Origin of the sequence: Alkalimonas mucilaginosa (genome assembly GCF_036327005.1) — a bacterium.
GTDB lineage: Bacteria > Pseudomonadota > Gammaproteobacteria > Enterobacterales > Alteromonadaceae > Alkalimonas > Alkalimonas mucilaginosa.
In genome coordinates this window covers 300331-314468 of the sequence record NZ_JAUGZK010000003.1, presented here as the reverse complement: position 1 = coordinate 314468, position 14138 = coordinate 300331, and the positions used below count along the sequence as shown (strand labels likewise).

Annotated in this window: 10 protein-coding genes; 7 read left to right on the top strand and 3 right to left on the bottom strand. The window is 51.1% G+C overall.

The genetic code is table 11. From position 1 onward, the window contains the following. Nucleotide 1: 1 nt before the first annotated feature. Together putA and QWF21_RS05850 are read right to left on the bottom strand one after the other, a co-directional pair. The gene (gene putA / locus QWF21_RS05855) at nt 2-3805 is read right to left on the bottom strand and encodes a bifunctional proline dehydrogenase/L-glutamate gamma-semialdehyde dehydrogenase PutA (protein ID WP_330087115.1); all 3804 of its coding nucleotides are present in this window, start codon (nt 3803-3805) and stop codon (nt 2-4) included. 261 nt (nt 3806-4066) lie between these two features. Then, nucleotides 4067-4366 (bottom strand): YebG family protein, encoded by a 300-nt coding sequence (locus tag QWF21_RS05850; protein WP_330087114.1) that lies wholly within the window; start codon nt 4364-4366, stop codon nt 4067-4069. 147 nt (nt 4367-4513) lie between these two features. On the opposite strand from QWF21_RS05850, the gene QWF21_RS05845 reads away from it, so the two are divergent. After that, nucleotides 4514-5818: an anti-phage deoxyguanosine triphosphatase gene (locus tag QWF21_RS05845; RefSeq protein WP_330087113.1), complete on the top strand. Its 1305-nt coding sequence runs from the start codon at nt 4514-4516 to the stop codon at nt 5816-5818. A gap of 40 nt (nt 5819-5858) precedes the next feature. On the opposite strand, the gene QWF21_RS05840 is transcribed toward QWF21_RS05845, so the two are convergent. Continuing rightward, entirely contained in the window at nt 5859-8714 is a 2856-nt protein-coding gene (locus tag QWF21_RS05840) for a TonB-dependent receptor plug domain-containing protein (RefSeq protein WP_330087112.1), read from the bottom strand. Between the two features lie 287 nt (nt 8715-9001). On the opposite strand from QWF21_RS05840, the gene QWF21_RS05835 reads away from it, so the two are divergent. From QWF21_RS05835 to QWF21_RS05810, 6 genes are all read left to right on the top strand, one after another. Then, nucleotides 9002-9400 carry a hypothetical protein gene (locus QWF21_RS05835; RefSeq protein ID WP_330087111.1) on the top strand — a complete coding sequence of 133 codons (399 nt, stop codon included), beginning with the start codon at nt 9002-9004 and terminating at the stop codon, nt 9398-9400. Between the two features lie 118 nt (nt 9401-9518). Beyond that, nucleotides 9519-10313 (top strand): ABC transporter ATP-binding protein, encoded by a 795-nt coding sequence (locus tag QWF21_RS05830; protein ID WP_330087110.1) that lies wholly within the window; start codon nt 9519-9521, stop codon nt 10311-10313. Continuing rightward, nucleotides 10306-11295: a FecCD family ABC transporter permease gene (locus QWF21_RS05825; protein WP_330087109.1), complete on the top strand. Its 990-nt coding sequence runs from the start codon at nt 10306-10308 to the stop codon at nt 11293-11295. The genes QWF21_RS05830 and QWF21_RS05825 overlap by 8 nt, the downstream gene beginning before the upstream one ends. Nucleotides 11296-11298: 3 nt before the next feature. Further along, nucleotides 11299-11901, top strand: coding sequence for a cob(I)yrinic acid a,c-diamide adenosyltransferase (gene cobO, locus QWF21_RS05820; RefSeq protein WP_330087108.1), 603 nt, complete (start codon nt 11299-11301; stop codon nt 11899-11901). Beyond that, nucleotides 11898-12725 (top strand): cobalamin-binding protein, encoded by an 828-nt coding sequence (locus tag QWF21_RS05815; protein ID WP_330087107.1) that lies wholly within the window; start codon nt 11898-11900, stop codon nt 12723-12725. The genes cobO and QWF21_RS05815 overlap by 4 nt, the downstream gene beginning before the upstream one ends. A 115-nt stretch (nt 12726-12840) precedes the next feature. After that, nucleotides 12841-14133, top strand: coding sequence for a cyanophycinase (locus QWF21_RS05810; protein WP_330087106.1), 1293 nt, complete (start codon nt 12841-12843; stop codon nt 14131-14133). Nucleotides 14134-14138: the final 5 nt, after the last annotated feature.

Below are 14138 nucleotides of genomic sequence, written 5' to 3'. Positions count from 1 at the left end.
TTTACTCTTCATCTTCTACCAGCGTCATCAGCGAGGTATTACCACCGGATGCAGTGGTATCGATGCTGATGGTCTTTTCTGTGACCAGGCGTTTGATCAAAGTATCGTAATATTCGGCACTGATCACCGGCAAAATGGCACCCTGGCGTTGAGCCAGTTGCTGGCTGAAGTAGCCCAAGCGTGTGGAGCGGGCGGCAACCACAGCCCCTGCCAGGTGTGGGTGGGCCAAAATAGCTTGCAACTGATTGGGCCTGGCAACCTGAAAGACGCCCTCAGCAACACCGGTGGCGATAAACTTGTCTTTAAAGGCAACGGCTTCTTCGTAAAACAATTCTGATGCAACAGTGATGACTGTATTACCGGCCGCAAGGGCGGTGATAATAGAAATCGCCCAGAAGTTAAAAGAAGTACTCTTATCGGCATAGCAGACCACACAACCACGAGGTTCAATATGCAGAGTATTCGATTCGCCGGTCGGTCCTGGCAAGGTGATAGACTTGCGCATGTGTTTTTCCAACCGGTTGAGCTGTGCGCGGGCATCAGCCAGCGTCATGGCCAGATCATCCGCCAGCTCGTCGATTATATCTACCGTCGCGATTTTTGCTAAAAGCTGGCGAACAGCGGAAACCCGGTCATTCAAGGGGGTGGAGCGCCAGATTTTTTCATCACGCAGCGAGTTTGCCATCAGAATAGCTACCTGCTCATCCGCATCCTCGGTATGGTGCAAGTCCAGCTCGTCTGGAGTCAGGCTGGTCATTTGTACATTATCCGGTGAGGCTTTCTCTTTCACCAGTCGCTGCAGGTAGTTCGGGCCGCCGGCTTTGGGGCCAGTACCGGATAAACCACGGCCACCAAAAGGTTGCACGCCGACAATGGCACCAATCATATTGCGGTTGATATAAACATTACCAGCCCGTGACATCCTGGCCAGGTATTCGCAACGGTCTTCAATCCGTGAGTGCACACCCATGGTAAGTCCGTAGCCGGTACCATTGATTTGATCAATCACCTGGTCCAGCTCATTGGCTTTGTATCGAATGATGTGCACGCAAGGACCAAATACTTCCCGTTTCAGGACAGACAAGTCCTTAATTTCATACAAGCGGGGAGCAAAAAAGAAGGCGCCATTGGTGGTGTTGTCCGGGATAGGGCATTGGTAAAGCAGCTTGGCTTTGTCTTGCAGGTCATTGACATGCTCGGTCAGGCTTTTTAATGCCTTGGCATCAATGACTGGGCCAATATCGGTCGATAATAAAGACGGATCGCCGACATGAAGCTCTTTCAAAGCTCCTATCAGCATGGCAATAATGCTATCGGCCACATCATCCTGGATAAACAGCACCCGCAGTGCAGAGCAGCGCTGACCTGCACTTTGGAAACCGGAGCTAATCACATCATCTACCACCTGTTCCGGCAGGGCGGTGGAATCGACAATCATGCAGTTTTGACCGCCGGTTTCGGCTATCAGTGGCACTTGCGTATCGCTACGGGCAGCCAGTGTTTGCGAAATAATGGTCCCTGTCTCGGTGGAGCCGGTAAACATTACAGCCTGAATCCGGGGATCGGGCACTATCACTTTCCCCACCTCACTGCCGCGGGCAATCACCGGCTGGACAACGTGCTCTGGCATACCAACTGACAGCATCAATTCTATGGTTCGCAGTGCAATCAGGCTGGTTTGCTCGGCCGGTTTTGCTATCACCGTATTACCGGTAACGATGGCGGCAGCAACCTGCCCCAGGAAAATCGCCAGCGGGAAGTTCCAGGGGCTGATACACAGAATAACGCCCCGTGCTTCAAAGCGCTCATCGGTAGCCAGCTCTTCAGCCCTGGCTGCGTAGTAGCGACAAAAGTCAACGGCTTCCCGCACTTCATCGATCCCATCCTGGGCAACTTTACCTGCTTCTTTGATGCAAAGTGCTACCAACTCATCATGATGCCGCTCCAGAATATCAGCAATACGGCGCAATAGGTTGGCCCGTTCTTTAACATCCGTGGCAGACCAGCTTTGAAAGGCAGCTTCGGCATTGGCAAGCAAAGCCTGCATTTCATCCGCGCTGTGCAGCCGGACAGAACCTATCACTTCCTGGTGATTGGCGGGGTTTTTTACCGGCAAAGCATCTTCAGCTAGCTGGCTGGCATCAATACGGTGTTCTTCAAACCAGCGCGCTAGGTTCTCTTTAAAGGGCGTGATGGTATTGATATCGGTCAGATCCATGCCTTTGGAGTTGGCACGCTCCGCTCCGTACAAATCGATGGGCATTCTAATCTGGCTATTATGCTTATTGCGCAGGCCTTGCAGGGTTTCAACCGGGTCAGGCAGCAGAGCTTCTACCGGCTTGCTGGTATCCACAATGGCGTTGACAAAAGACGAGTTTGCGCCATTTTCCAGCAAACGCCGCACCAGATAGGCCAGCAAGTTTTCGTGTTGACCAACAGGTGCGTAAACACGGCACTGAATTTTTTCTTCTTGCACAATTTGATCGAACAGTGACTCTCCCATACCATGCAGGCGCTGGAACTCAAAGCCGACATTATTGCCTTTCGCTACTTCCAGAATAGTGGCGGCAGTGTAGGCATTATGGGTGGCAAATTGCGGGTAGAGCACATCGCGGGCTTCCAGCAACTTTATTGCGCAGGCTTTGTAGCAAACATCGGTGGTCGCTTTGCGGGTAAAGACCGGAAAATGCGCTAAACCAAGCTGCTGGGTTGTTTTAATTTCAGTATCCCAGTAGGCTCCTTTTACCAGACGGACCATCAGTTTACGGCCCACTCTGCGGGCCAGCTCCGTGACCCATTCAATAACGAAAATAGCCCGCTTTTGATAGGCCTGAACTGCTAAACCAAAGCCATTCCAATCACCCAGTGCATCGTCACTGAAGACGGCTTCAATTACATCCAGTGACATATCCAACCGATCGGCTTCTTCGGCATCCACGGTAAAACCAATGTCGTACTGTTTGGCGATCAAAGCCAGAGCTTTTAACTTGGGTACCAACTCATTCATCACCCGATCGCGGTGGCTGAACTCATAGCGCGGATGGATGGCGGACAACTTAACGGAAATTCCCGGACTTTTAATGGGCCCCCGGCCATTGGCAGCTTTGCCAATGGCATGGGTTGCGTCCAGGTAGTTTTGGTAGTAAAAGTCGGCATCCTTCATGGTGCGGGCCCCTTCGCCCAGCATGTCGTACGAGTAGACGTAGCCTTTTTGCTCTTTGTCCGCGGCTCGTTCAATGGCGTCTTCAATGGTTTGGCCCATCACAAACTGCTTGCCCATGATTTTCATGGCAAAGTTGACCGACTTGCGGATCACTGGCTCACCAAGGCGACCAATGGTTTTTTTCAGGATGCCAAATTGCTGAGCCTTGGTTTTATCGCTGTAATTTACCATCTTGCCGGTGACCAGCAGGCCCCAGGAGGATGCATTGACAAATAAGGAGTCGCTGCTACCGAGATGTGAGCTCCAATCGCCTTTGGCCAGCTTGTCGCGGATCAGCAAGTCCTGAGTACGTTTATCCGGCACCCGTAACAGGGCTTCGGCCAGACACATCAATACCACTCCTTCCTCACTGGAGAGGGAAAACTCATTCAATAAGGCATCAATACCGCCCTGGCCATCCTGATCTTTACGGATGTTGTGCACAATTTGTCGTGCCCGCTCCCAGGCTCGGCTGCGGGCTTTTACACCCACCTCGGCCAGCGGCAGGATATGGTTGATGACTTCGTTCTCATCAATGCGGTAAAAATCACGGATTTTTTGTCTGATGGGGCAATCGGTGGTCAGGTCACCATGAAATAGCATAGCTTGGTCCTTTCATTCTGCGGCGCAGACGCTTGCAACACGACTGCAGTTTTTCGTGACGTATGGCTGGTATTCTAAAGAAAAATACACAGTAGATGTTGGTTTAATCGCTACTTTGGCCATGACATTACAGGGCATAACTGCTGATTTACCCTATAAAATACTGCCTGTATGGTGGCAAGCATAGCCTATCCAGCATAAAAATGACGTCTAAACCAACACCGACAGGTGTTAGTTTATACAGGGCAAGAGGGGAAAAGCTTATGCTGCCTGCTCTTTAGCGGTCGTTGCCGGTGAGCTTGGCGTGGCTTTTGTTTTGGTGGGTGCTGCTTTGCGTTTATTGCTTAGCAGGCTTATCAGCTCATCCTTATGTTGCGCCAGATACAAGGCCAAAGCTTCCTGGGTTGCCTGCTCAGGGATGAGAGTGCTGTGCTCGAGAAATTCGGTTAACTCATCTGCAATATCCAACATTTTATCGTAGGCATCTGCTTCTGCTTTTGAGCTAAAAGTCATCTTTTCTTCTCCGTTTCGCTCGACCACGTACTTGACGATAACCGCCATCTTGTCTCCTTAGATAGGTTGATGATAACGAACTGTCTATTTATACAGTTGTTGGTGGTCAATGTCCAGCCATTGGCCGCTTTTTGTTTGTTGCCGCATCTGGTGGTAGATTAGGCATCATCCGTTGACCAATGACAGGAAGACAAGATGTGGGAGAGCAGGCGCAGTTATCAGCACGGCAATGCACCGAAAGCTTTTAATTCAAATTCAGCAGATAAGGACGCGCAACGTGATCGTGCCCGTATTATTCATTCGGAAGCTTTTCGACGCCTGCAGGCTAAAACCCAGGTGCTTGGTGTTGGCGAGCATGACTTTTATCGCACGCGATTAACACACTCGCTGGAGGTTGCCCAGATTGGCTCTGGTATTTGTGAGCAGTTGCGCGAACGCTATGCGGATCATGCCGATTATCTGGAATGGTTGCCAAGCCTGAGCCAGATTGAAGCAATCTGTCTGGCGCACGATATGGGACATCCACCTTTTGGTCATGGTGGAGAGGTAGCGCTGAATTACTACATGCATGCAAAGGGTGGCTTTGAAGGCAATGGCCAGACTTTGCGCATTATGGCCCACCTTGGGGAGTACTCTCCCCAGCATGGCCTGGATTTAACCCGGCGTACCATGTTGGGTGTACTCAAGTACCCGGTGTTGCATCGTGACGTGGCTTGCTACCCGATCGAACTGGCTGAGTGCAGCAGCAACATTGACAGCTACAAGCCCCCTAAGTGCATTCATGATGATGATGACAGCGTGCTGGCCTGGGTACTGTCTGCTTTGCCGCCTGAAGATGCACAGTTGTTTCGCAGCATCAACACTGAAGGCAGTAGGCCCAAGGCTTGTTTCAAAGGTTTTGATACCGCCATTATGGAGCTGGCCGATGATATCTCTTACGGGGTGCACGATCTGGAGGATGTGTTGGCATTGCGTTTGGTCACAGAGCGGGCCTGGCAAGAGGATGTGCTGAATAAACTCAGTGGCAATGATGTGATTTCAAAAGCGTTGGACTTCTACAATCGTAAGTTATTTTCTGAGTCGAGCACCGATCGTAAGCATGCCATCAGCCGATTGATCGGTTATTTTTTGCCGGAAATATCCATTGTCAGACAGCAGCGTTTTGCGACGCCTTTGCTGGATCTGCAGGTGCAGTTATCGGCGGAAGCCAGCGCGACGTTGCAAATCTTAAAAGACTTTGTTTACAAACATGTGATCCGCCGGCCAGAGGTGCAAACCCTGGAATACAAAGGACAGCAACTGGTGATGAAGCTGTTTGCGGTGCTTAGGGATAATCCGGAGCGGTTGTTGCCGCCTGTGGTGTTGGCGCGTTATCAACAGACAGCCCAGCAAGATCGCGTAATTTGTGACTATGTAGCTGGCATGACGGACAGCTATGCCATTAAGTTGTACCAGAAAATTTTCAGCCCGGATATGGGCTCGGTGTTTGATCGGCTGTAAAATGATAAAGGGGGGCGCGAGCCCCCGATGTGATCAGGCTTTAGAATTGAAGCCTGGTTTGCAAGTACCAGAAACGGCTGCCAGGCATCTCGTAATTGGAAGGATCATAACCATTCAGGGTACAGGACAGGCAAATAGGTGGCTCTTTGCCAAACAGGTTGTTCAGTCCAATCACAACCTGCAAACCACTGAGTAGCTCATCCGTCTGCCAGCTAAATTGCACATCATGGTAGACCACAGAGCCAAGACGGTTTTTGCCTGTTTCCGGACGATTTTGGCAAACGGCAAAGCTGGCAGCGCGGCCACAACTTTCTGTTAATTCACTCAGGTAACGCATGGTCCAACTGGCATTGAGGATGTCGTTGCCCCAGTTAAAGTTCAGGTTGCTGCTAAAACGGGGAATACCACTGTTGTTTACTTCCACAGCCACGGTTCTTGGTTGACGCTCATTGTTGGCATCAAATACCCGATGATAATTCATCATGGTGGTGCGCCAGTCGACCCGGAGTTGGCCATAGTCGGTGGCTGGCTGCAGCCAGCTGATGTCAAAATCCACACCTGAGGTGTCGATTTTACCGATGTTGGTCAGGGCATTGCTAAAGTTATCAATGGCACCTAAGGCATTGCGCTGAATACCCCCACAGAAATCATCACGCAGGGTTTGTACACAAAGATTGAGCTGGGTTTGTGCATCCAATGCCTGAATCGCCCCTTTCAGTTTGTGCCGATACCAGCTGACACTGAAATCCAGGCGCTCCGACCAACTGGTTTGGCTGGCAAACTCGGGGCTATAGACCAAGCCGAAGTTGTTACTGGTAGAGGTTTCCGGTTCTAACTCCCGGTTACCGCCTGTGATGATGCCGATCTGTGGGTTGGGTTGTTCATAGCTGGCAGGGACTCCCAGCGCAGCACAATTGGCTTGAATGCCCGCATCAGTTGGTGCCGAGCAAGGATCGGTCAGTACAGCATCGAAACCACTGGCAGAGCCAAATAATTCACCAATATTAGGTGCCCGAAATCCTTCAGCCCAGCTACCCCGTAACAACAGTTGGCTCGATAGTTGCCAGCGCAGGCCAGCTTTACTGGTTAGCTCGCTGCCAAAGGTAGAATAATCCGAGAAACGGCTTGCCAGGCTCAGATCCAACTGGTCGGCAAATGCCAGGTCACGCAACACAGGAATGCTGAGTTCTGCATAGACTTCATTAACATGGTAGCTTCCCGAGGTGGGTGAGGAAACGACGCCATTGTATTCACCAGCTACGGTTAAGCCATCAGGGCGATAGTTACCACGGTATTTGCGGTACTCCCAGCCGGTGGCAAAAGCCAGCTCGCCGGCAGGTAAGCTGACGAGCTCACCGCTCAGGTTGGCCGAGAACAGATTCAGAGTGTTTTCACTGTTATCCCGCACCACTGGTTGGATATAAGCCAACATGTCCGGAGTCAGTGCATTGGCACCAAACAGATTCAGGGGGACACAGCCCGCTTCGGCCTGGCAGTTGGCTATAGGGCCTAAACCAGTCGCCAAGCGTCTGGCATTGTAACTGCCAAAGTTAAGCTGCTCGGCCCGGTTGGTACTGTAGGCGGCATTGATATCCCAGTTAAACCAACGGTCGCTGTGAATAAAATCACCACTGAAACCAGTTGATAGATAAAAGGTATCGACGGTTTGCTCAAAACGGCGCGGGCCGCCCTCTAACGGACGGTAAGCCAGCATCAGCAGGTTTGGATCCTCACCGCCAGCCACCAAATCAAAACCAAAGGGGTTGTAGGGGTTGTCGGCTGCAATGGTCAGATTATCGGCCCAGAAATTGGTAGGGTTAGCCGTGCCGATAAAGAGTGGCTCTGCGGCGGCCTGGTTGGTGCTCTTGCGTTGGTTATAAAGACCACGAAGATACCACTGGGTCTGTGCTGTTAGCTGGTAACGCTGTTGTGCGAATAATGACGAGCGTTTGTTTGGTGTTTGAAGCAAGTTGTATTCGGCATAATTAAAGCGATCATCGTCGCTAAAGCAGCTGAAATTATCGCTACGCTCACAGCCAGTCAATGCTGGATCATAGGCTGGGCTGCTGCTGGTAGGAAATAGCGCTTGTCGTTGGTTGGTGTTCGGATCAATAAAGTCGATCAAACCTGCTGGTATGGCCGCGCTACCCAGCGCATTGCCCGTACCAGGGTAGGGCAGGCTGGATTGGGCACGCGTATTGGATGCTACCGCTTTTTGGTCAAAAAAGCTGGCCGCAATGAAAAAGCTGTGCCGTTCAACCTCGCCGCCAAAGCTAAGCTCTAGCTGGCCTTGATCACCATCCCCTTTGGTAAACTGCCCAAAGCGTGCATTCAATGCTGCCCCGTTTTGTGATTGACGGGTAATGATATTGACCACGCCGGCAATGGCATCGGAGCCGTAAATGGATGATGCACCATCTTCCAGCACTTCAATGCGATCAACAATCGCCATTGGGATGGTATTTAAATCAACAACGCCGCCAACACCCGACGCAGAGCTTTCATTGACCCAGCGCAGGCCGTCGACTAAGACCAGCACCCGCTGGGTACCCAGATGCCGTAAGTCTACAGTACTGGCACCGGCACCAACACCACCACCGTCGGGTGGAAAACCAAAGTTTCCGCTGGAATTAAAGCGGGTATTTAATGCTGAACCAGAGGCTGTAATGGACTGCAGTAAGTCACCGATCGAACTCATGCCCGAGCGATCGATGTAATCCCTGTCCAATATTTGCACCGGATTGTGTCCTTCCAGTTCGGATTGCCGTATCCGGCTACCGGTCACCTGGATGCGCTCGACATCCGTTGCTTGCTCCCTTTGTTGTGCCTGTAGACTGGCGGGCAGAGTACTGAGTGCACTGAGTGCCAGAAAGATCCCACTGTAGTGATAACGCATAATTCCTCCGTAGTTGTTATCATTATTTATTGTTTTAAATTTAATTGATGTTTTAGTGTCACCTTATTGGTGCACCAGGTTTCATACTAGACAAAGGAAACGATATAGCAATAAATTGGGTGTTTATCTGTTAATTTTATTGTATTCATAAATTTACAATGTTTTTTGTCGTAACAGTGGCAGGCTGGAAGGCAGCAAAAAAATGTGCTTATTTGGTCGGCAACGTTGAAAAAACGCCGGTTTCTGTTTAGATTGAATCTACAGCAATAAGATAGGGATGACGTAGGATGAAAAAGTGCTTGATAGCGATTGTATTCAGTGCAATTGCAGCCAGCTCCTGGCAGTTGGATGCTTCGACCAAGGATTACCGCTTACTGACGGTTGCGGGTTATCTGAACTTTTATTTACTCAATCTAAATGCCTGCCAGGATTTTCATCCGGCAGTGCGGCAATCGGCCTATCAGGCGGAAGCACAACTGTACCCCTGGTTGAATAAACTTCAAACGAAGATTGAAGCATCCAATGATTTTGATTCCGCCATGCTGGCTGGTATTGTGCTACGTCGTCGTGCCATGCTGAACGATCAAATTGAAGACAATGATTTCACGGTGGATCATTGTCAGGCCATTGTGCAGATTCTTAGTACTGAAGGTCTGGATGAGACCCTGCTATCCGTCTTAAATTAAACCGGATCTGCAGCAAGTGAAACCAGCTACGGCTGGTTTTGTTGTTTCTGAAAACCGCAATCCATTTCTATGATTTTCTGTTACAATCCGTCAACTTACCTCAATCGTGGATCCTAAGTTGGCATCAGCTGTATTGCAATTGCAAAATGTGTCCTTGCAATTAGGGCAGCGTACCGTGCTGGACCAGATATCCTGCAGTGTTGCTGCTGGCCGGGTGCTTGGTGTCGTTGGCCCCAACGGGGCCGGCAAGAGCTCTTTGTTGCGATTGTTGTATGGCGAGTTGCAGGCCAGCCAGGGCCAGGTATTATTTCACCATAAAGCCATCAGCAGTTATCGGCGGGCTGAACTGGCGCGGCAGATGGCGGTGGTGATGCAAAGTCCTATGCCTGTGTTTAGTCTAACCACCGAGCAAATGGTGATGCTGGGACTGGTACCGCACAAACGCTGGTTTGATCCAACCACCAGCCAGGATTACCATCAACTGGAACTGGCTTTGTTAAAAACCGGTTTGCTGGCGTTGCGTCATAAAAAGCTGGCAGAACTCTCCGGCGGTGAGTTGCAACGGGCTTTTATTGCCAGGGCTTTGGTACAAAATGCCCGGGTGCTGCTGCTGGATGAGCCGACCAACCATCTGGATGTGCACTATCAACACCAAATTTTGCAGTTGATCCGCCAACTTAATCTGACCATTGTTTGCTGCCTGCACGATTTGAATCTGGCAGCCAGTTATTGCGATGACATTTTGCTGCTTGATAACGGCCGTTTGCAGGCCTTTGGTACTGCACAGCAGGTGCTGACCGCTGAGCGGTTGAGTCAGGTGTTTCAGCAGCCATGTCTGATGCTGCCTCATGCACAGCTGGAAAGACCGGTGATCCATTTTTATGCTAAAAAGCCCGGAGAGCACCATGGCTAGGGCTGGCTATTTTCGTTGGCTGCTGGCACTCGTTGCCTTGCTGTTCACTTTATTGATGAGCATCCGTCTTGGCAGTGCCGCCCTGTCTTATGGTCAAATCTGGCATATTCTGACTACGTCAGATAGCAATGCCACCTTTCAGGCGATTATTTGGCAAATTCGCTTACCGCGCATAGCCATGGCCTTTTTTGCCGGGGCAGGCCTGGCCATCTGCGGGGCTTTGTTGCAAAACATGAGCCGAAACCCCTTGGCGGACCCCTATTTATTTGGCCTGACAGCCGGTGCCGGTCTTGGAGCCAGCTTGTCGATGATTGTTTTTCCCGAGCAGCAGCTGCCCTTGGCGTTGTCGGCTTTTGTGGGAGCCAGCCTGGCTGTGCTGCTGGTGGTATTGGTTTGTATTCGTCATGGCTGGCAGCAACTGCAGGTGATGTTACTGGCCGGGGTTGCTGTGTCTTTTATGCTGAGTGCGATCAGCAGCTTTATTTTGTATTTTGCAGAGCCTTTTGCTGCCAACAGGGTGATCTTTTGGTTGATGGGGAGCTTAAGCCGGAGTGACTGGCAGGGTGTGGCAGTGGTAGCTCCAGCTGTGCTCTGTCTCTTGCTGGTGGCACTCGCTTTTCGCCGGCAGTTGGATGCCATGTTACTGCATGACGAGAGTGCCCGTACTTTGGGTGTGTCGGTAGAGCGGGTGCGATTGTTTTTCTTACTTGGCACCTCTGCAGTCACTGCTTTTATTGTGGCGCAATGCGGTGGTATCGCTTTTGTCGGCTTGATGATTCCTCACCTGGTACGACAATGGTTTGGAGTGACCATGCTGCCTCTGTTGCTGGGTTCTGCCCTGGTGGGAGGCATTTTTTTAATCTGGGTGGATAACTTTGCGCGCAGTTTGTTTATGCAGCAAGAAATTCCCCTGGGTGTTATTACTTCCTTACTGGGGAGCGTGTTTTTTCTGCTGCTACTACGGCGGCAACAAGCGGGATGAACCATGACAGACGATTACAAAGCAAAGCGACATCGAGCCCGGCAACAGCAACTAAAGGAGCAAGTAGACCAGGCGGTTGCTAAAGCCGATCAGGATAAAGGCCTGCTATTGGTGCTTACCGGTAATGGCAAGGGCAAATCAACGGCTGGCTTTGGCACAGTGACACGTGCCGTCGGCCACGGTTACAAAGCGGCTGTGGTGCAGTTCATCAAAGGCGACTGGCCGTGCGGGGAGCGTAACCTGCTGCAGCAGCATGGCGTGCCTTTCGCTGTCATGGCCACTGGCTTTACCTGGGATACGCAGGATAAAACTGCTGATATGGCCGCTGCAAACAGTGTCTGGCAGCAAGCAAAAGTTTTTTTAACGGATGAAAGCATTGACTTGGTGTTGTTGGACGAGTTGACGTACATGTTGAGTTATCACTATCTGGATTTGGATGAAGTCCTGACCTGTATTCGCCAGCGGCCAGCTGGTCAACATGTGGTGGTGACTGGTCGGAATTGCCATCGCCGCTTGCTGGAGCTGGCTGATACGGTGAGCGATATACAGGTAGTTAAACATGCGTTTGATGCCGGCATTCGTGCGCAGCAGGGGGTGGATTGGTGAAGTGGTTTGCACTGTTGCTGTGTTTTTTACTGCAGGCACCTGTTGCAGCAAAACCAGAGCGTATTATTTCGCTGGCTCCCCATATTACCGAGTTATTGTATGATATAGGAGCGGGTGATCAGTTGGTTGCGGTCAGTGATTTTAGCAACTACCCTGAGGCTGCTCAAGCCTTACCCAGTGTTGCTAACTACGCGCATATTCAGTTGGAGGCGGTTTTGGCCCTGCAGCCTGATTTGGTGATTGCCTGGCGAACGGGAAATCCGCAATCCGATCTTGCGCGTTTGAAACAACTGGGTGTGCGGGTGTTTTACTCCGATCCGTTGCAACTGGACGACATTGCGCCTGAATTACGCCGTTTAGGAGCCATCACCGGCAACGAACAACTGGCCGAACAGCGGGCTGCTGCTTATGAACAGGCTTTGGCAGCACTGCGGCAGCAGTACCAGCAATTGACCCCGGTACGGGTATTTTTTGCGATGTCACAGCAACCACTGTCTACCGTAGCCAATGCCGCCTGGCCCCAGTTGATGCTGGAGGTCTGCGCTGCCGAGAATCCCTTCGCAGTCAATAGCGCTGATTATCCACAATTAGGGCCGGAGCAATTGCTGCTGGCAAATCCTGAATTGATCATTCAACCTTCGGTAGGTGCGCAGGCTATCCGGCCTGAACAATGGCAGCAGTACGCCAGTCTGATTGCGGTACAAAAACAGCAGTTTCTGGCGGTCGATGCTGATCTGATGTATCGCTTTACCCGGCGGAGTCTGGATGGGATCCAAGCGCTTTGTGAGGGCATAGACCAGGTTCGTCAACACAGGGCCGATTGATTTTACTGCAATCACCAGGTTTTTTTTGCTAAGCTTTTGGCTGGCCACAGGCCGTTACCCGATAATAAAAGCAACAGGGTATCCAAACTACAAAGATAACAATGGAGCAAAAAAAGTGAAGTATTCAATCCTAATGCTGGTCGCCTGCCTGGCGATAATTGGTTGTTCAAAAAAAGATCCCGAACCCCGTATCAGTGAGAAAGGTGCACTGGTGATAGTAGGTGGGGCACTCAGTACCAGTAATGCAGCAGTCTACCAACGGTTTATTGAGCTGGCGGGTGGACCAATTCAAGCGCGCATTGCGGTAATCCCGGCAGCCAGTGGCCAACCTGTGCACTATTTTGAGCAGTTCCGAGATGACATGCTGCATTACGGCCTTACCAAAGATCAAGTGACCTTATTACCTATCGCCGTGATGGATGATCGCAGTACCGCCGATGTCGATGAAAGCAGTTGGGCACAGGGTGGGCATGATAAGCAGTTGGCGAAATCTTTGGAGCAATACACCGCCGTCTGGTTTCTGGGAGGCGATCAGACCCGAATTACCAAAACGCTGTTGCCTGATAACAAAGCCACGCCGGTATTGACGGCTGTACGTGACTTGTATCAGCGTGGAGGGGTGGTAGCGGGCACCAGTGCCGGTGCAGCGATGATGAGTGATGTGATGATTGCCGGTGGTGATTCCTGGCATGCCCTGATGCAGCCGCCAGCTGAGCGCTATGAGGGCATGCAGGATCAGGAAGCCGGCCCTCTGATTTTGCGTACCGGTCTTGGCTTTTTTAAAGACGGCATCATCGACCAGCACTTTGATCGCAAGTCGCGCTTTGGCCGCTTGCTGGTTGCCGTGCAGCAAAATCGTGCCCTATACCCGGTAGGTTATGGCGTTGATGAAGACGCTGCTCTGATCTATTACCCACAACGTCGTGAAATTGAAGCCCTGGGCTATGGTGGTGTCACCATTATCGATGTCCGCGAAGCACGTAAAATCAACAATCCGCATGGTTACCATATGGAAGACGTCCGTATTAGCTTTATTCAGGGTGGTGACAGATACCATGTTGGTGAGCATCGTTTTATTCCGCACCCGGCTAAATCTGCGACCATTGGCCGTGAGTACCTGGATCTTGCTGAGCCAGTAGTGGTCTCGGGAGTGTTCAGCCGCAACAGTCGTTTAAAGGATTTAATTGGCTTTGATTTGGTGGATAACAAAGGAGCCAGTGAAGTAGTGAGCTATCTGCACCAAGGCGAGGGACTGGGTTTCACACTGCGCTTTCGTCAGGATGACAAAACACAGGGCTACTGGCAGTACCTGGATGGCATGAAAGACAACAGCAGTGCTGCTTTTGTGCTGCTGGATGTGGTGCCAAGCCGCTTTAGTATTACCGAGCTCAGCCCTGGCAGCCCATAACTTTG